Source organism: Chloroflexota bacterium (assembly GCA_014360825.1).
GTDB lineage: Bacteria > Chloroflexota > Anaerolineae > UBA2200 > JACIWT01 > JACIWT01.
The window spans coordinates 34,988-54,394 of sequence record JACIWT010000003.1 but is presented as its reverse complement, the minus strand read 5'-3'; the positions used below and the strand labels follow the sequence as shown (position 1 = coordinate 54,394).

General features: G+C 55.4%; 13 protein-coding genes. All 13 read left to right on the top strand.

Going from position 1 to position 19,407, the window contains the following annotated elements; genetic code table 11:
* Nucleotides 1-8: 8 nt before the first annotated feature.
* The 13 genes from H5T64_02715 to H5T64_02655 all read left to right on the top strand — a co-directional run bounded on the left by H5T64_02715 (nucleotide 9) and on the right by H5T64_02655 (nucleotide 19,403).
* Nucleotides 9-1,451 (top strand): phosphoglucomutase/phosphomannomutase family protein, encoded by a 1,443-nt coding sequence (locus tag H5T64_02715; protein MBC7263252.1) that lies wholly within the window; start codon nucleotides 9-11, stop codon nucleotides 1,449-1,451.
* Nucleotides 1,452-1,465: 14 nt separating this feature from the next.
* Nucleotides 1,466-2,233: a TatD family hydrolase gene (locus H5T64_02710; GenBank protein MBC7263251.1), complete on the top strand. Its 768-nt coding sequence runs from the start codon at nucleotides 1,466-1,468 to the stop codon at nucleotides 2,231-2,233.
* A 64-nt stretch (nucleotides 2,234-2,297) separates the two neighbouring features.
* A complete protein-coding gene (locus tag H5T64_02705; GenBank protein MBC7263250.1) occupies nucleotides 2,298-3,239 on the top strand; it encodes a glycosyltransferase family 2 protein in 942 nt (313 codons plus the stop codon).
* Nucleotides 3,236-4,396 (top strand): glycosyltransferase family 4 protein, encoded by a 1,161-nt coding sequence (locus H5T64_02700; protein MBC7263249.1) that lies wholly within the window; start codon nucleotides 3,236-3,238, stop codon nucleotides 4,394-4,396. The genes H5T64_02705 and H5T64_02700 overlap by 4 nt, the downstream gene beginning before the upstream one ends.
* Nucleotides 4,377-6,626: a glycosyltransferase family 39 protein gene (locus tag H5T64_02695; GenBank protein ID MBC7263248.1), complete on the top strand. Its 2,250-nt coding sequence runs from the start codon at nucleotides 4,377-4,379 to the stop codon at nucleotides 6,624-6,626. Before H5T64_02700 ends, H5T64_02695 begins: the two co-directional genes overlap by 20 nt.
* Nucleotides 6,627-6,661: 35 nt before the next feature.
* Nucleotides 6,662-9,442, top strand: coding sequence for a glycosyltransferase family 39 protein (locus H5T64_02690; GenBank protein MBC7263247.1), 2,781 nt, complete (start codon nucleotides 6,662-6,664; stop codon nucleotides 9,440-9,442).
* A 10-nt stretch (nucleotides 9,443-9,452) separates the two neighbouring features.
* Nucleotides 9,453-11,672, top strand: coding sequence for a glycosyltransferase family 39 protein (locus H5T64_02685; protein MBC7263246.1), 2,220 nt, complete (start codon nucleotides 9,453-9,455; stop codon nucleotides 11,670-11,672).
* 174 nt (nucleotides 11,673-11,846) lie between these two features.
* Nucleotides 11,847-12,809 (top strand): flippase-like domain-containing protein, encoded by a 963-nt coding sequence (locus H5T64_02680; GenBank protein MBC7263245.1) that lies wholly within the window; start codon nucleotides 11,847-11,849, stop codon nucleotides 12,807-12,809.
* Entirely contained in the window at nucleotides 12,799-13,770 is a 972-nt protein-coding gene (locus H5T64_02675; protein ID MBC7263244.1) for a GDP-mannose 4,6-dehydratase, read from the top strand. The genes H5T64_02680 and H5T64_02675 overlap by 11 nt, the downstream gene beginning before the upstream one ends.
* On the top strand, nucleotides 13,758-15,677 hold the full coding sequence (locus H5T64_02670) for a glycosyltransferase family 39 protein (protein ID MBC7263243.1): 1,920 nt from the start codon (nucleotides 13,758-13,760) through the stop codon (nucleotides 15,675-15,677). The genes H5T64_02675 and H5T64_02670 overlap by 13 nt, the downstream gene beginning before the upstream one ends.
* 35 nt (nucleotides 15,678-15,712) lie before the next feature.
* Complete coding sequence (locus H5T64_02665) at nucleotides 15,713-16,681, top strand: flippase-like domain-containing protein (protein MBC7263242.1); 969 nt, start codon at nucleotides 15,713-15,715, stop codon at nucleotides 16,679-16,681.
* 8 nt (nucleotides 16,682-16,689) lie between these two features.
* The gene (locus H5T64_02660; GenBank protein MBC7263241.1) at nucleotides 16,690-18,366 is read left to right on the top strand and encodes an alkaline phosphatase family protein; all 1,677 of its coding nucleotides are present in this window, start codon (nucleotides 16,690-16,692) and stop codon (nucleotides 18,364-18,366) included.
* A gap of 77 nt (nucleotides 18,367-18,443) precedes the next feature.
* Nucleotides 18,444-19,403 carry a glycosyltransferase family 2 protein gene (locus H5T64_02655; protein ID MBC7263240.1) on the top strand — a complete coding sequence of 320 codons (960 nt, stop codon included), beginning with the start codon at nucleotides 18,444-18,446 and terminating at the stop codon, nucleotides 19,401-19,403.
* Nucleotides 19,404-19,407: the final 4 nt, after the last annotated feature.

Sequence of the window (19,407 nt, the reverse complement as noted above, 5' to 3'; positions counted from 1 at the left end):
AAAGGACGATGAGCGGGGTCATCAAATTCGGCACGGATGGCTGGCGGGCGATCATCGCTGAGGATTTCACATTTGAGAATGTGCGCATCTGTGCACAGGCTGTGGCCGAGTATCTGAAGGAGACTAACGACACTCAACGCGGCCTGATAGTAGGCTATGACACGCGCTTCTTGTCCGAGAACTTCGGCGCGGCTGTGGCGGAAGTAATGGCAGGGAACGGCATCGTCGCCTATCTATGTGACCGGCCCGCGCCCACACCCGCCATTTCTTGGGCTATCCTGGATCGCAAGGCCGCCGGCGCTGCCATCATTACCGCCAGTCACAATCCTGGCATCTGGAATGGCTTCAAGTACAAACCAGACTACGCGGGCAGCGCCTCCCCTCAAGTTGTCGCTGCCTTGGAGAAGCACATTAGCGCAACCCAGGCGGGTAAAATCCAGGTGAGGTACATAGACCTCGAGCGGGCCCGTGAGAAGGGGCTCGTGAGAGACCTCGACCCCCGTCCAGCATACTTAGAACAAGTGAAAAGGCTGGTGAATGTAGAGGCTATTAAAAAGGCGGGGTTAACCGTTGTTGTAGATGCTATGTTTGGCGCAGGGATGGGTTACTTCCCAACTTTGCTGGATGATGGCACAACGAAAGTGATTGAAATCCACAACGTCCGCAACCCGCTTTTCCCGGGCCTCGATCATCCCGAGCCCATTGACCACAACCTCAAAGCACTGGCCCAGGCTATCGCTGAGCACAAGGCTAACGCAGGGCTGGCCACTGACGGAGACGCTGACCGCATCGGCCTCATGGATGAGCAGGGCAACTTCATCAACCAGTTGCAGGTCTACGGGCTGCTTTTGCTCTACCTACTTGAAGTCCGAGGAATGCGCGGCCCTATCATTAAAACTGTTACCACGACTGCGATGGCCAACAAATTGGCGAAGTTATACGATCTGCCGGTTTATGAAACGCCAGTGGGTTTCAAATACGTAGGGCCGATGATGATGGAGAAAGATGCGATCTTCGGCGGTGAAGAAAGCGGTGGTTTCGGATTCAAAGGGCATATCCCCGAACGCGATGGCATTGTAGCGGGGCTCTTCCTGCTGGATCTGATGATTCGGAAAGATATGTCACCTTCCAGGCTTGTCGAATATCTGTACTCGCTAGTTGGGCCCCACTACTACGACCGGATAGACGTCCATTTTCCGCCTGAAGATCGGGGCGAAGTAACCTCCCGTGTCCAATCCTGCCGATGTGACCAGATTGCCGGACTTAAGGTGTTGCACATAGATTCTAAAGACGGCTTCAAGTTCAACTTAGAGGACGGGAGCTGGCTGCTCATCCGCTTCTCTGGGACGGAACCCCTTATCCGCATCTATACGGAAACCACACGCCAGGATTTGGTGCAGCCCATCCTGGAAGCAGGGCTGGAAATCGCTGGGTTGGAGCAGGATTCGTAGTGGCTACCACAGATGTGCCTGTCTTGGTTGATACACACGCCCACTTAGATGATCCTCAGTTCGAGCACGATTTGGAAGAAACCATCCGCCGCGCAGTGGCGGCCGGCGTGCATTTCATTATCACTGTGGGCACAAATATCACTTCCAGTAAGAGCGCTGTGGCGATTGCGGAGGCGTATGAAGGCGTATTCGCTGCAGTGGGAGTGCATCCTCATGAGGCAAAGGAAACGGACAAAAGGACTTGGGAAGAATTACGGCAATTGGCAAAGCATCCCCGAGTGATCGCTATCGGTGAAATTGGATTGGACTTCTACCGTAACTTGTCGCCTGCCCCCGATCAGCGACGCGCCTTCCGAGCACAACTAAGGATGGCCAAAGAATTGGGGTTGCCCATTATCGTTCACGATCGAGACGCACACCGAGAGGTGTTGGAGATGCTACAGGCAGACGGAGCAGGGCTACAGGGTGTGATGCACTGTTTCTCTGGCAGCCTGGAGACAGCCCAAGAAGCCATTCAAATGGGGTTCTACATTTCGACCGCTGGTTCTGTCACCTTTCCGAACGCGATTAGATTGCGAGAAGTAATAGCGAGGGTACCGTTAGAACGATTGCTAGTAGAGACAGACTGTCCCTATCTGGCACCGATGCCATACCGGGGTCGGCGCAATGAACCCGTTTATCTGCGCCTCATAGCCACGAAGGTAGCAGAAACGCGGGGGATTTCTTTTCAATCAATCGCCCAGGCCACAACGGTGAACGCTCGCCGTCTCTTCGGCTTTTGAGCCTATCCACACAGAGCGAACTGCATACACCCCTTGTCGGCAACCATCTCCAGCGGGGTCCGGTATGATAGACCTTTCTATAGTGATAGTGAACTGGAACGTGAAAGATCTCTTGGCGCATTGCCTGGAATCGGTCTTCCATGCCAGCGATGGACTGGAGATCGAGGTCATCGTGGTGGATAACGCCTCAACGGACGGCAGCCCTCAGATGGTAAGGGAGTGCTTCCCTCAAGTGCAGCTGGTCGCCAACGAACGCAACGCGGGTTTCACAACGGCGAACAACCAGGGCATTGCTACCGCCAAGGGGCGCTATATCTTGTTACTCAATCCTGACACCGAGGTGTTAGACGGTGCCCTTTCGACCATGGTGCGTTATATGGATGCACACCCCAGCGTAGGCGCACTTGGACCCAGACTAATCTACCCCGACGGTCATGTGCAGTCTTCGCGGCGTCGTTTCCCCACACTGGCAACCGCCTTCCTGGAAAGCACGATCCTGCAGCAATGGTTCCCGCACAATCGCATCCTCAGCCGTTATTACTGTTTGGACCGTTCTGATGAGGAAGAGCAAGAAGTAGATTGGGTGGTGGGAGCGTGCTTGATGATGCGACGGGAGGCTCTTGATCAGGTAGGACCGCTGGACGAGGGCTTTTTCATGTACTCTGAGGAGATGGACTGGTGCCATCGGTTGGTAAAACGTGGCTGGCACGTGGTCTACTTGCCGTCGGCACGGGTAGTACACTACGAGGGCCGCTCGAGTAGCCAGGTAGTGCCACAGCGCCACATCTATTTTCAGAGCAGCAAGGTGTATTACTTCCGCAAGTATTTTGGCCTTTGGGGCGAAATACTACGTTGGTTTTTGCTGGGCACATATTTCTATCAGATGGTCCTCGAGGGACTGAAGTGGCTGATCGGCCACAAACGGTCGCTAAGGGCAGAGCGGGTGCGTGCCTATGCACAGGTGCTCCGCTCAGGCCTGCGCACTCCTACAAAGGGGATAGCGTGAGAGTTGTCCTGCTGACCGCCGAATACCCACCACAACAAGGTGGAGTGGGCGATTTCACCCGCGAGTTAGGTCGTGCCCTGTGCAGTTTGGGTGCTGAAATCGTCGTGGTCACGGGCGTTGGTGATAGTGAACCCTCGGAGCCACTACCAGTGCATCGCGTCATTCCGAACTGGGGGTGGAGGTGCTGGCCTGCGATCCACCAATATGTGCAAACCCTGCACGCCGACGTAGTCCATATTCAGTACCAGACAGCAGCCTACCACCTGCATCCAGCCATCAATTTGTATCCACTGGCTTCACGCTGGGTAAGGCGACGCGTGCCAATCGTAGTTACATTTCACGACGTGCGCGTGCCATATCTCTTCCCCAAGGCAGGGCCTTTGCGGGCCTGGGTGAACAAGGCATTGGCTCGGGAAAGTCAGGTAGCTATCGCTACCAACCGCGAGGATTTCCTACAACTTCGGGCATGGATGAGGCCTCGGGAACCGCACCTTATCCCAATCGGCAGCAACATCTGCCCTCATCCGCCTGCTGACTATAATCGAGATGCCTGGCGTGCGCGCTGGGGCGTGCGGGCAGAGGATTGGCTCCTGGGCTATTTCGGTTTTTTGAACGCCAGCAAGGGTGGGGAAACGCTGATCCGAGCATTGAGGTTATTGGTGGACACAGGAAAGCCAGCAATGTTGCTCATGATAGGTGGGCGCACTGGTTCAAGTGACCCGACGAACATCGCTTACGCCGCAGGCATTGACCGGCTCATAGAAGAATCAGGGTTGCGCAAACGAGTCCAGTGGACGGGGTACACACCTGCCGAAGAGGTATCAGCGAACCTGTTGGCAACAGATGTCGTGGTGCTTCCATACCGCGATGGTGCCAGTTTCCGACGCGGTAGTTTCATGGCCGCACTGGCCCATGGGTTGCCCATTGTCACTACATACCCACAGGTCGAGACGCCGGAACTGGTTGATGGAGAAAACGTGGCCCTGGTCTCCGTAGATGATGCGGAGGCGATCGCCGCGCGAGTTACAACGCTGATGAGCGATCCACAAGTTCGGCAAAGGCTGAGGGAAGGGGCGCGCAAGTTGTCGGAGTTATTCCGCTGGGAGAAAATTGCACAGCAGACGCTGGAGGTTTACCGTGCCGTCCTGGCGCGCTGAGTGGAAAACACACTGGGCTATCATTTCGGTACTAAGTGCTTACGTGCTTCTGGGGCTTATTTACAGTGTGGTCACGCCCATTTTCGAGGCTTCAGATGAACTGTGGCACTATCCATTTGTCAAACACATTGCTGACGGGCATGGCCTGCCCATTCAGGACCCGACGGCCCAGCAACTCTGGCGACAGGAAGGCAGCCAGCCTCCTTTGTATTACGCCGTGGCCGCACTTGCTACCTTCTGGATTGACACGAGCGACCTTAGTGAAATACTGTGGCGCAATCCTCACGCAGACATCGGCATTCCCACCCCCGACGGCAATATCAACATGATAGTGCATACTGATCGCGAGAGATTTCCCTACCAAGGGACAGTGCTGGCAGTGCACATCATCCGCGCACTCAGTGTCTTCGTGGGGCTAGTGACCGTGTGGTGTACCTATCGCATCTGCGTTGAAGTATTCCCCGAGAGGGAACCCCTGGCAGTGGGCGCGGCGGCTTTCACGGCCTTCAATCCTATGTTCCTTTTCATTAGCGGATCAGTGAATAACGATACCCTGGCCACAGCCCTATGCGCTGTTGCGGTATGGATGATGGTGCGTCTGGTATCTCAGCGCTGGGCGGGATGCGGCCATCTGGCATTATTGGGCTTGGTCATCGGGTTGGCGGCGCTTTCGAAACTGAGTGGGCTGGGTTTGTTGCCATTGGCAATGTTGGCGCTGATATTGGTAAGTTGGCAGCGAAAAGAATGGTCCTTCCTGGTTCGAGGATGTGCTATTGTCTTCTCCTGCGTGACAGTGGTGGCCGGCTGGTGGTACATTCGCAATTGGCTGCTCTATGGTGATTTCACGGGCCTCAATGTCTTCGTTACCATTGCCGGGCCGCGTCACCCAACGCCCACTTTGCTTCAGTTGTGGGGGGAGCGCTGGGGATTCATTATGTCGTTCTGGGGCTTTTTCGGCGGAGTGAATGTACCGATGGCCCATTGGATCTATCAACTGCTGACAGCGATTGCTGAGATCGGCGTGCTCAGTTGTGTCTTAGCGCTGGTCTGGGCCTGGCTACAGCGGCGTTTCCACACCGAACGTTGGCTGAAAATCACCCTGCTTATGGCCTGGCCTATCATCCTTTTCGCCTCTTTCGTGCGCTGGACCCTGATGACAATAGCGTCGCAAGGGCGACACCTCTTCCCTGCCCTGCCCTGTATTGCCTTTATCGTGGCGCTCGGTTTGTGGCATCTGTCGCCACCACGTGTCCGGCCATGGAGCATGGCGGCTTTGGCTGCGCTTATGTTCGCCATTGCGATCGTTGCTCCCTTCATATACATTGCCCCTGCCTACGCCAGGCCTGCTCTCCTATCACCGACAGAAACAGCCGCCATTCTCAATCCACTGCACGTCTCATTCAACGACGAGATTACCCTGCTGGGCTACGAATTAAGTGCGGATGCAGTGGGACCCGGCGACTGGCTCGAGGTGACACTATACTGGCAAGCACAAAAAGAGATGGAGCGCAATTATAGCGTTTTCGTGCACCTGCTGGCGCCAGGCGATTTGATCCTCGGCCAGAGGGACACATACCCCGGGTTGGGAAAATTCCCTACCACCCTGTGGAAGCCAGGGGATACTATTCGGGATACCTATGCCCTCAAGGTATCTCCGGTGGCACTCGCCACAGAAGCGGCACAGGTTGAGGTAGGCCTGTACACAGTAGAAACTGGCCAACGTCTGCCTGCCTACATAGAGGGAAAACCTGTCGGTGATCACGTGCGATTCGGCGAGATTACCATTGCGGTTAGCCCTCAGGAGGGCATTCCAAATCCCGTGTATATCAATTTCGACAACTGCATTGCGCTGGTTGGCTATGATCTAGACCGCCAGGTAGCCCGACCAGGCGAAACCTTTCACCTAACGCTGTTCTGGAAATGCCTCCGCCCTGTACGGGACAATTACAGCGTTTTCACCCACGTTTTAGGTCCCAATAACAGTATCTGGGCACAGATGGACAGTTGGCCGCAGGGCGGTAATGCGCCTACCTCCACCTGGGTGCCAGGTCAGGTTATCGAGGATCACTATGAATTGAGATTGAATGACCAGACGCCGGCTGGAGTTTACGAGATTGAGATAGGATTTTACCTGGGCGAAAAACGCCTTAGTGTACTGGGGGAAGGCGGCCAAGTGGTGGATGACCGCGCGTTCCTGAGCAAAGTGCGGGTTTTGCCCGCCGAATCGTGAGCCGAGGCGTAGCGATGGGACGAAGAGAATTCCCTATGCCAAATGTTTCGCCAGGAATACTGACCCATCTATCTCGGCACTGGATATTGCTCGCTATCCTGATGGCGTTCCTCGCCCTCTGTTTGGTTTACAATATAACGGTTCCCTTGGGCGAAGCTCCAGACGAACTGGCCCACTTCCAGTTCATCCAGTACATCCTCCAGATCCACCGGCTGCCCCAGACGGCCAGTGAGCGCGCCACAGCAGGCTATAAAGGGCACGAACCGCCCCTCTATCACATCATAGGCGCGATCGCGACCGCTTGGGTGGATACTTCGGATGGCCCTACGCTCAAACTTCTTGACCCTAATCTCTACCCGCGCCACAGTATTCCAAGCGAAGTGCTGATTGAGCATGCGGTTATGCACACCGCCGACGAGGGCTTACCTTATCGGGGCGTCGTGTTGTCATGGCACCTGGTTCGTCTACTTTCAACCATTTTCGGCGTTGTTACCATTGTTACCACTTATGCCATCGCCCGCCAATTCTATCCCGATGAGCCATGGGTTGCAGCGGGGGCCGCGGCCATCAATGCGTTCGTTCCCCAGTTCATATATATCAGCGCAATGATCAACAACGACAACCTAGCGATTGCTCTATCGTCTCTGGTACTGCTTGTTCTGGTGCGTATCCTCAAGGGAGAACGGAGAACTCTGGATTATGTCGCGTTGGGCATTCTTCTGGGCTTGACGCGCCTGACCAAGTTCTATACCTTGGTGCTCTTGCCTTTGGCACTGCTAGTGATCGCGGTCGCCTCTTTCCGGCGCCGATCGGTGCGAGAATTGACCATCGGGGGGATGTGCACCGTAGTGTTGAGCATGGTGATCGCTGGGCCGTGGTTGTCGTATATCCGCCCTTTATCCGAGCAAACACCGATTAGCAGTGGACTACCAGCATTCTTGCTTTGGTTGGATGTAGTGCATATGGAGCGTTGGTTCACTTCTGTGGGCGAGGGGACAGCAGGCGCCGGCCTGACTGCTTTTCCAGGAGCAATTATCTCCTTTTTCCGACACGAGCCAGCGCGTTGGGCAAGTCTGCTTTTTAAATCGTTCTGGGCTTTTTACGGTCCAATGACGGTGCAGGCGGACAGTTGGGTATATCTTGTGGTCGCATCCCTATGTGTGCTGGCCTTAGTGGGGCTATTGGTTCGCGCCTGTCGCCATCTCCAACGCCAGGGGCTGGGTGATCGGGGTCTGACATTCGGACTGTTGGCCCTCCAATTCCTGGCATTCTTGGGCGTAGAGGCTATGTTCTACGGAGTCATGGCTCGCCTGCCTGACACAGCCCAAGGCCGGCACCTCTTTCCGGCTATCTCCGGTTTCGCCATATTGCTCTTCGTCGGCCTGTGGGAGTGGGCAGGCCAGAAGCGGGGGATGTGCTTGACGGCTGGTATTGGCGGGGCGCTATGCCTTCTCTCAGCCGTCTGCCTTCATGCTTTCTTATTGCCGGCCTACGGGCCCAGTCTGCCGGTGCGCACCACTCCATTCCCCGCCCATACGATTCAACACCTTTGCCAGGTGGAATTCGAAGGTGGACCCACCCTCCTGGGTTATTCTACCGACACCGAGGCACGTCCAGGCGGGGAAGTAGAGGTAACATTATACTGGCACGCTAGTGCCACAATGGACTGCGACATCGTGACACAACTGAGTTTGGTAGATGGCGGTGGTGTCTATGCCATCTCCGCACAGCAGATGGCCCAGGGGCGTTACCCCACATCTGCCTGGGATGCCGGCGATTATGTGGAAGACGCTCACGTGCTCTTGCTGCCGCCAAATTTGGTGGGAGGAACATATTTCCTGGAACTCTCCTTATGGAATGCGGACAACGCCCAGGTGCTACTCGCTCGGCCTATGCGGGAGGCCGGGGCTGTGTCGCAGGTCGTCATCGGCTCATTAGAGGTCGAGAAGGAGATAAGCCATCACGCGAAGGGTCAAACGTTAGACCTGGATGTGGGGAACGGACTGACATTGAGCGGCTACAGTTCAGTTGGGGGCAGGATAAACCGGGATGGGTACACCAAATTGCATTACCGAGACAGCCTTATCATCCAACTCGAATGGATTGGCACGATGAGGTCACTACCCCCACAGTCTGTTTGCTTGGAACTTCGCAATCACGACGATGAGGGATACCGATGGAAACCCTGGACTGAGTTGCCGCTCCAATGCGTTAACGAGAGTGGTTACAGCCAACACCTGTTCCTGGTGGACTACCGCACTCAACCCGGTATATACTATGCGGTAGTCACACCAGAAGACGGAGACCCGCGTCGTTTGCCCTTAACGATCGTTGTAGAGACGCGTCCGAGGGCGTTCACAGTCCCCCCAATGTCCTACAAGTTGAATACCACATTCGAACAATCCATTCGGCTTTTGGGATTCGATGTGGCAGAGCCACGAGAGAGCGATAAGTCTTCACTCTTCACTGCTGTACCCGGGGGGACGATACACCTGACTTTGTATTGGCAGCCCCAAAAGAGAGTTTTTGGCCACTACACAGTGTTCACACATTTGCTCGATAGCGGGAGCCAGATCCGGGGGCAGCATGATAAACTACCCCAGGACGGTTACTCCACGCTTTTCTGGGCGCCCGGAGAGGTAGTGAAGGATGAATACGCTCTGACTATCGCGCCGGACACGCCTCCTGGTCCTTTGTACTTGGAAATTGGTTTATATCAGCGGTTGTCAGGTGACCGACTTTACGTTGTCAACGAGCGGGGTGAACGACTGGACAGCCGCGCCCTACTGGGTGTGGGTTTAGTCGTAACCCGCTGAACAGATGAAGATGAGATTTAAACACTGGTGTGAACACCAGGGCATTGCTCTGCTGATACTCGTCTTTTGGATACTTGGTCTGACCTACGGCGTGGTCACGCCGGTCTTCGAGGCGCCCGATGAGTCGGAGCACTATGCCTACATCCAGCATCTGGCCGACGGCGGCGGACTCCCGGTGCAGAGTCCTGACCGCGAGACGGCATGGAAGCAAGAGGGTAGCCAGCCCCCGTTGTACTACGCAGCAGGTGCGGCCCTGACTTTCTGGATCGAAACGGGTAGCATCGAAAGGATGGGCTGGCGGAACCCACATGCCAAAGTAGGTATCCCAGGCACAGAAGACAACATCAACGTCTTCATTCACACCCGCGACGAGGATTTTCCCTGGCATGGCGTGCCGCTGGCTGTGCACATCCTGCGACTATTCTCCCTCGCCCTAGGCTCGACCACCGTGCTTTTCACTTACCTTCTGGCACGAGAGATTTTTCCGCAAAGAAAATACACCGCTTTGGGCGCAGCGATGCTTCTGGCTTTCACGCCGCAGTTCGTTTTCATCAGCAGTGCCGTGAACAATGACAATGCCGTCATCGCTTTATGCACAATGGGCCTCTGGCTGTTAGTTCGCATTTGGCGGCATGGGCCATCTTGGCGGCGTTGGATAGCCCTTGGGATGTTGGTGGGATTGGCAGGATTGGCCAAACTGAGCGGGTTGGGGTTGGCGATATTGGCGATTCTGGTAACTATTGCTTTGTGGCGGCGAGAGGGGGCTAGTGTACTGTCTGGTGCGGCCCTCGCTGGGCTGATTGCCCTCGCTTTAGCCGGCTGGTGGTATGTGCGTAATTTCGCGCTGTACGGCGACTTCACCGGCCTCAACGTCATGCTGGACGTCTTCGGGCGGCGGACTGCCCTGCCAAGGCCCGATGCACTATGGGGTGAAGTTCGTGGCCTTCGGATGTCCTATTGGGCACTTTTCGGCTGGTTTCAGATTTTGGTCGACCGTTGGCAGTATCTGGCGTTCGACCTGCTTGCGATAGCTGCCGTGGCTGGCCTGGGATTGGCTTTGGCGCGCCGGCCACGACAGGGTATGCGCGGCGAGGTAGGCATTACCTTCAGTTGGATGCTGATTATCGGAGCGGGGCTGATCCGCTGGACCATGTTGGTGCCCGCCAGCCAAGGGCGTCTGCTTTATCCAGCCGGTGCAGCCATCGCTATTCTTATGTACCGCGGGCTGGAAGAATGGGTGTCCGCTCGTTACCACCGCTGGCTGCTTGTTGTGTTGTCGGCGGTCCTCTTCTTCATCACTGCTATCTGCCCATGGGCTTTCATCCAACCGGCTTACGCCCGACCCGCCATCCTCTGCCCGGAGGATGTGCCGGCCTCGGTGCAACATGTGGGCTACACCTACAATAATGCAATGTGCCTGTTGGGCTATCAAATAGAGAGCTCTCCTCTACACCCTGGCGATTCGCTGCGCATTACTGTGTACTGGCAATCTCTCGCTCCCATGAGCAGAGATTACAGCGTCTTCGTACACTTGTTCGGGCACAAACGCCAGCCCATTGGACAACACGATAGTTACCCAGGCCGCGGGACATATCCCACCAGTCTCTGGCAGCCTGGCGACATTGTCCGTGATATTTACACTGTACAAATATCTGATGAAGCCATCACGCCATCCAAGGTGCAAGTTGAGATCGGCCTATACGACCTGGAAACATACAGCGTCTTGCCCGTGCGCGACGCCAGTGGTCGTCCTGTCAGTAGCCCCATCCTCGCCACGCTCAAACTCATCGAGAAAACACCACCCATCTATCATCCGGCTCACGCAACGGATGTCAGGTTAGGTGATTCCATCGCGCTCGTTGGCTATGATCTGGATCGCACCGTTGCGCGAGCGGGCGAAACCGTACCTTTAACATTGTATTGGCGTTGTCTGCGCCCGCTCGAAAAAGATTACACCGTGTTCACGCACATCGAGGATGACAACGGAGAAGTCTGGGGGCAGCACGATTCCCAACCTCTGGGCGGCGAATATCCGACCAGCCTATGGTCACCCGATGAGGTAGTGCGCGACGAATACGTGATCCCTCTACAGAGCGATGCACCAGCGGGCATATACTACCTGCGAGTGGGCATGTATCTATTGGAAACGGGGGAGCGGCTGGACATCACAGGCGCGGATGGTAGTTCTCTGGGCGACTACATAGAACTTGCTATTGTCACCGTCAGATAGATGATTTTCCAAGACGCCCGGCTGAGGACATAATGGGCATCCCACGGCGGCCATTCTAGCCGCCCTATGCTTGCTCTGCTCTCAGACTACAGCCCATGGAATAGGAGTTTCGGCCCCGCGACATATGGATATATAATATGCCGAGATATGGCACATTCTGCCATCGGGGTTGTAATGCGTGATACGTTATTGAACCTGGCCCGCGTGGTGGTCAGTGTAGCACTCCTGATTTTCGTCCTTTCGTCAGCGGGATTGCGGGAGACATGGGTTGTCTTGCAGGGCACGGACTGGCGATATGTCATCCTGGCGCTATTTCTATCGCTGGTAGGTATGGTGGTCCGTAGTTGGCGCTGGAGTGTGCTGCTGGCGGACCAAGGGCTTTGCGTGCCTTTACAACGGCTAGTACACCTGTTTTTCGTTGGCACTTTCTTTAACAATTTTCTCCCCACCAGCGTAGGCGGGGATATTGTCAAAATGTATGAACTGGGGAGGGCAAGCAATAAAAGCGCATTGGCCGTGAGTTCCGTGCTTTGGGACCGAGCCACCGGACTGCTCACGCTCCTGGCGATGGCCACCATGGCTCTCCCGTTCAGTTATCACCTGGTGCCACCAGGGGTCGTGATGCTTATCATAGCCCTGGGAGTGGGTTCAGCGGTAGGGTTGCTTGCACTTGCCAACCGACGTTGGATCAAGGGCATTGGGGCATGGCTTGGTCGCTTACGGCCGCGTTGGGGCGGGAAAACCATAAGCCAAGTATACCAGTCCCTGGTGGGATATAGTTCCACAGCGTTGCAGAAGGCTTCTGTTATCTCAGTGGCGTTCAACGCCCTGCTCATCTTCATCAACGTACTCCTGGCTCGTTCACTGGGCGTGCAAATGGATTTGAAATATTTTCTATTGTTTGTGCCACTGATCTCCACACTGCTCGTATTGCCTTTCTCAGTGAGCGGGTGGGGGATTCGCGAAGTGGGATATGTATACCTTTTCGGACAAGCGGGTGTGCCCGAGGCCAAGGCTATTTCGATCTCCCTGGCTATAGGCGCTATCAACGGGATCACAGGGTTAATTGGTGGCGTGCTCTACGCCATTGAAGGTCTACGCGGGTATTACAAGGGTGGAGAAAGGGATGCCAAATAACGCACTCGTGACTGGTGTCGCGGGATTCATTGGCTCGCACTTGGCTGAAAGATTGGTGGCAGATGGTTGGAACGTACGGGGAGTGGATTCCTTTACCGACTACTATCCACGCACAGTCAAGGAGGGCAATTTAGCGAAACTTCGAACAGAATCGCGGTTCGAATTCATAGAAGGCGATCTAAATCTGGTGGATCTGACGAAATTGCTAAATGGCGTTGAGGTGGTGTTTCATCAGGCCGCCCAGGCGGGTGTGCGTGCCAGTTGGGGTCAGAATTTCTCCGCCTATCTGGAGAGTAACGTGGCGGCTACCCAACGGTTGCTGGAGGCAGCGAAGGGTCTCCCTTTGAGAAAATTCGTCTTCGCGTCGTCGTCTTCGGTGTACGGCGACTCCGATGACTTGCCGTTGCGCGAGGAAAGCCCCCTGCAGCCGATTTCGCCCTATGGCGTGACGAAACTAGCGTGTGAGAAACTCTGCTACCTCTATTATCGCAACTTCGGTGTGCCTGTGATCTCGTTGCGGTATTTCACTGTCTATGGGCCCCGGCAGCGCCCGGATATGGCCTTCCACCGTTTTATCCGGTGGATATCAGCAGGGCACGAGGTGACTGTCTACGGCGACGGAGAACAGACGCGAGATTTCACGTACGTCGCGGACGCAGTAGAGGCTACTCTGTTGGCAGCGAAATCGGATCTGGTAGGCGAAGTGCTCAACATCGGTGGCGGGTCGCAGGTTACTGTCGGTCATGTGATACAGCGGATAGGCGAGATCGTGGGACGAGAGCCTCGGATCGTCCACGAAGCACCTCAACACGGCGACGTTCGCCACACCTGGGCCGACACGACGAGAGCGAGGGAGATGTTGGGTTTCCGGCCTAAGGTGGATTTAGAGGCAGGTCTGCGAGCGCAGATAGCGTGGCAGGCGGATAACTCGCCAATTGGAGGCGCTGAGTGGCCACTTTGAGCGGTCCCCCGCCCAACTCATCGCGATATGCCATTCGGCGGGATGCCGTAGGTTTACTCGTGCTGGCTGTGACACTCACATTGATTTTTGCCTGGCAGGCGAATCGGCTGGGCGGGTGGTTGTGGGATTACGATGAGGGCGTCTACCTACAATGGGCATGGACCACCCACGATGGTGCCGCCCTTTACACCGATGTTTGGGCCGCCCATCCACCCGCTTTCATCAGGGCCATCGCGGTTGCATTTGATATCATGGGACGCACTGTGGCCGCAGGACGGATGACGAGTCTGCTTTTCGGCACGTTAGGGCTAATCGGGGCGGCGTGGCTCGCGTACCAAATCAGTGGATGGTTAGCAGCCTTCTTCGCCATGGCTGCCATCGCCGTTACACCTACCTTCTCCCAATGGTCACGGGCAGTCATGACTGATCTACCTGCCGCCAGCCTGGCTGCACTGGCGCTGGCAGTGGCATTCCGTTATACTCGGAATGGCAGACGATGGTGGTTGGTCCTCTCGGGTCTGATATTTGCCCTGAGTCTGCTGGTCAAGCCCGTGATGGCGCCTTCTGGCCTGGCATTAGTGGCGATTATCCTGGCACGACCATCCGACAGCAGAACGACCTACCTGGATTTGGCAACCTCCGTGGGCACTTTACTGCTTTCCATAACCCTGCCAGTGTCCTTGTGCCTGATCGCGTACGAGCCGCGTGCTATGTGGGAACAGATCTGGGGGATGTGGTGGGTTGGCAGGGCGGTCTATCCGCTGGATTGGAGAGCCAATGCAATGGCTCTTTGGGACTACGTGAGGAATCAGTACCCTGCCCTATTGGGATTGGCTGCTTACGGGACGGTAGTACTGTTCCTCCGACACAAGAGAGAGTCATGGCCAGTCCCGCTCTGGTTGGCGCTGACGGTGGCATCGTTGTTGGCACACTCGCCGTTATGGCTAGCACACCACACAGCGATTTTGCTGCCCCCAGTGGGAGTACTATCGGGCGTGGCTATCGGTGAGATGACGCGGATGGTGCGCAGTTTTGGCTCGTTACACCTATTGCAACGCGGCTTGGCAATCGGGGGATTGATCTTTGGTGCCTTTTACCTGACAACGTTACCGGATTCGATAGCCGCTAATCAAACGTTGGCTTCTGCTCCCAATGACGAGACGAGTGTTCAGATGGCCAGGGTGCTGCAAATAGTCACGCCACCGGATTCACGGGTGGTTTGTGACGACCCGATCATCGCATTCCAGGCCGGGCGAAAATCGGTGAACTGGCTGTGCGACACGTCCCATAAACGCATTCAAGCGGGGTTCCTTTCAGACCAAGAGGCTATCGCAGCGACGGAGGTGGCATCACCGTCGGCCATTGTTTTGTCGAGCGGGCGATTGTCGACGCTATCAGAGTTCACACAGTGGGTTTTCCAGCGCTATGAACCATTCCAAATCTATCATGGGGGCCGGCGGATCATGGTGCCCTCCGCCGAAGCCGCACTCCAGCGCTACTTGCCCCAAGTGAGTTGGGAAGGAAAATTAGGTTTGGAGGATTACAAATTGGAGCCTACGACAGTGCATCCTGGCGAAACCATCTCCCTGATATTGCGCTGGCGTGCACTACAGCCAATGAGCGAAGACTACGTTGTGTTCGTACACCTCATTGATGCTCTGGATTCGCGGTGGGCTCAGGTAGACCGCCAACCTACTGATGGCATATATCCCACGTCGCGCTGGGCAACAGGGGAGATCATCGAGGACCGATACGAAGTGCCTGTACCTAACAATACGCCTCCTGGTCGCTACCAGTTCCGTATCGGGTTATATACCTGGCCTGCGGTCGAGCGACTCCGGGTGGTGGATGCCGAGGGAAACGCGTTGGATGACAGCATCTTGCTGCCACCTATCCAGGTGTGGTAGAGAGCACTGAAATGTCTGCCGGAAGCCATTCCAACTTGAAACGCAGATGGATGCAAGGGGGACGGATCGCGCTCAGTGTTGTCTTGCTTGCCTGGTTACTCTCAAGGGTAGGGCTCAATTCGTTGATCAGCACTCTCCGGGAGGTGGATAGTCGTTACTATCTACTGGCCTTTGCACTCTTCCTGTCTGGCGAGGTTATCAGTTCCTGGCGCTGGCAGGTGCTCCTGGCCTCGCAAGGCGTTCACGTTTCACTGGGACGATTGACGGTGCTCTATTTCATCGGTGGGTTCTTTAACAGCCTCTTACCCTCCACCGTCGGAGGGGATGTGGTAAAAATGTATATGTTAGCGAGTGAGAAGGGAGAGACTATCTCGGCGGCTACCAGTGTGGTGATGGACCGAGTGACGGGCATCGTGATGCTTTTCGCCATCGCTTTGGTAAGTCTGCCATTCGCGTACCGGCTTGTTTCTCCAGAGATCCGTTTGACTGTGATCGCCTTCTGGGCAATTGTATTGGGAGGCGTATGGTTGTTGCGCCACCGCAAAGCCTGGGCTAATATCAGCCGCCGCTGGGCCCTTATCCGCCGAGTGCTGGAAACCCAGCAGGTGCAGCGCATTGTAGCCTCGATGGAAGCCTACGACGGCCAAACCATTGTTCGCGCCCTCGCCATTGCACTGCTTTTCAACGCCACCCTGATCGTCGTGCGATATCTCATCGCGCTCGCTATGGATGTGCGAATTCACCTGTTCTACTTCCTGATTTTCGTACCTATTATTAACTTGGTCGCCATGCTTCCCATCTCCTTGAACGGACTTGGGGTGCGAGAGGTTGCTTACGTGTATTTATTCGGCCAGGCCGGAGTGTCAACCGCCGCCTCGATAGCCATGTCGCTGGCATTTTATGTGATGCGCATGATAGGCGGCCTCATCGGGGGACTTCTCCACATAGCCGAGGGACTACGAGGCCTGGCCAAAACAGTGAAACAGAACGAGGCTGAGAAATAGAAGGTGATATGGTGAGCAAATTGAGAAAGGTTCTCATCATTGGCATGGATGGGGCCACATTTGACATCCTGGGGCCCTTGATGGATGAGGGATGGCTTCCCAACTTGGCGAAATTGCGAGCCAATGGGGTGTGGGGCAAACTCAGGACTACCATACCGCCGGTTTCGGCCTCCGCTTGGGTGTCTTTCGCTACCGGCAAAAATCCGGGTAAGCATGGGCTCTTTGACTTTGTATTTCCCAGACCCGATGGTTACGAGGTCTGCGTTGCCAATGTTACTTATCGCTCCGGACGCGCCTTCTGGGAATACATAAGCGATGCAGGAGGACAGGTGGGGTTAGTCAACGTGCCCATCACCTACCCGCCCGCCAGTCGTCCCGTGAACGGATTTGTAGCCAGTTGCTTCCTCGCCCCCAATTTCGACAGCCCTTGGACCTACCCTGATGGCCTCAAGTATGAACTACGGGATGCGGTGGGAGAGTTTCCCCTCATTATGTCAGAGGCGCAGCGATCGGGCGATGTGCTCAAATTTATCCAGGAGATGCGCGACTTTGATTTGGGCCGAGTGAAGCATGTGCTTTATTTGATGAAGAACAAGACCTGGGACCTATTTGCATTTGTCTTCAGTTCGACGGATACGCTGCAGCACGAACTCTGGCATCTTCTGGACCCAGGCCATCCCCGACACGACGCACAGCAAGCCAGTCGGTACCATGAGGCAATTTGGGGCTTCTATGCAGATATTGACCATGCACTGGGCCAGCTCATAGATGCGGCAGGAGAGGATGCTCTAATATTGATTATGTCAGACCACGGGGCCGGGCCTTTCCAGTATTTTTTCCACGTCAACAATTGGTTGCACAGCCTGGGTTTGCTCCGCTGGAAGCGCAATCCAGTCAGCATGGCGAAATATACTCTTTATAGGTTGGGCTTCACGCCAGTGAACGTGTTGAAGATGGTCACATTCCTGAGATTGAGCCGGCTGCGCAAGAACGTGAAACGTGGGCGTGGTGTGAAGATGTTAAAGCGAGTCTTCCTCTCCTTCAATGATGTGGACTGGAGCCACACGGCTGCCTTCGCCGTCGGCAATTTTGGTCAAATCTACATCAATCTGGCGGGTAAGCGAACACAGGGCATCGTTCGGTCCGGTGCAGAGTACGAGGCCCTGCGCGATCGTATCATCCGCGAGGCGTTGGCACTACGTGATCCCGAGACTGGTGAGGCCGTCATCCAATACGCCTACCGGAAAGAGGAGATCTACTACGGCGAGAGCCTGGTTCACGCGCCGGATATTATCTTGCACACGGACCGCTCCAAGTACGTCTCCTTTGGCCATGCCGATTTCGGCTCCAACCGCATTCTGGAACCCAGTTTCGGGCAGACCGGTCATCACCAGATGGACGGCATTCTGATGATCTGCGGAGAGCAAATACAGCGGGGGAAGAAGATCGAAGGTGCACAGATCATAGACCTTGCTCCGACACTACTCTACGCCATGGGATTGCCTGTGCCCTCAGATATGGACGGACGCGTACTAAGTGAAGCATTCGCATCCGAGTATATGAGCGCTAACCCGGTTCGCTACGAAGAGGTTGGGTGCACCAAGCGGCCTGAGAGCGAAGACTACTCTGAGGAAGATGAAGAGCGAGTGATGCAACGGCTCAGGGATCTGGGCTATGTTTCATGAAGACCTACTTTTCACGGGGGCTGTCCCTTTGCGAGAGCGGTTTCTAGATCGCGACCAACCAGCAATAGGAGTAAACCATGTCTGATAACAAAGCCGGCGTGGATCTCTCCATCGTTATCCCGGTGTATAATGAAGTGCAGTGCTTGCCGGCACTACACCAGCAACTCAAAGAGGTGATGGATGCAGTGGGTCGGCCCTATGAGATCATCGTCGTGGATGACGGTTCAACCGATGGCAGTTACGAAACACTGTGCGAACTACATGCCAAGGACAACAACCTCAAGGTCATCCGCTTCCGCCGGAACTTCGGACAAACCGCTGCTTTTTCTGCGGGCTTCGATTACGCCCACGGAAACGCGGTCATCACCATTGACGCCGATCTCCAAAACGACCCCCATGACATTCCTATTCTGCTGGCGAAGATGCAAGAAGGGTACGATGTAGTCAGTGGCTGGCGGAAAAACCGCAAGGATCCACTACTTACTCGTCGCCTGCCCTCTATGGTGGCAAACTGGCTCATCTCCACGGTTACAGGGGTCAAATTGCATGACTATGGCTGCTCTCTCAAGGTTTATGACCGACAGGTGGTGAAGAGTCTACGACTGTACGGCGAGATGCACCGCTTCCTACCCGCTCTGGCGAGCTGGATGGGTGTGGATGTAGCCGAGGTGCCAGTGAACCACCGTGCGCGGATGTTCGGGCATTCTAAGTATGGTTTATCGCGCACCATTCGGGTGCTGCTGGACCTTCTCACAGTTCGCTTCTTGCTCAGTTTTTCGGCACGGCCGATGCAACTGTTTGGTACACTGGGGATGATCTCTTTTGGAATAGGCTCTTTATTGGGATTGTACCTTTCCATCCTCAAAATCGCTTACCATCGGAGCATTGGAGAGCGGCCCTTGTTGCTTTTGGCAGTTCTCTTAATCGTGATCGGCATCCAATTCATGACTATGGGCCTGCTGGCTGAATTAATGGTGCGCACCTACCACGAGTCGCAGGGCAAACGCACTTATGTGATACGGGAGATTCTGGAATAGAGCG

Coding starts and splice junctions, on each gene's coding strand:
- H5T64_02660 (MBC7263241.1), top strand. CDS start 16,690: ATGGTGAGCAAATTGAGAAAGGTTCTCATCATTGGCATGGATGGGGCC.
- H5T64_02680 (MBC7263245.1), top strand. CDS start 11,847: ATGCGTGATACGTTATTGAACCTGGCCCGCGTGGTGGTCAGTGTAGCA.
- H5T64_02675 (MBC7263244.1), top strand. CDS start 12,799: ATGCCAAATAACGCACTCGTGACTGGTGTCGCGGGATTCATTGGCTCG.
- H5T64_02705 (MBC7263250.1), top strand. CDS start 2,298: ATGATAGACCTTTCTATAGTGATAGTGAACTGGAACGTGAAAGATCTC.
- H5T64_02715 (MBC7263252.1), top strand. CDS start 9: ATGAGCGGGGTCATCAAATTCGGCACGGATGGCTGGCGGGCGATCATC.
- H5T64_02685 (MBC7263246.1), top strand. CDS start 9,453: ATGAGATTTAAACACTGGTGTGAACACCAGGGCATTGCTCTGCTGATA.
- H5T64_02655 (MBC7263240.1), top strand. CDS start 18,444: ATGTCTGATAACAAAGCCGGCGTGGATCTCTCCATCGTTATCCCGGTG.
- H5T64_02690 (MBC7263247.1), top strand. CDS start 6,662: ATGCCAAATGTTTCGCCAGGAATACTGACCCATCTATCTCGGCACTGG.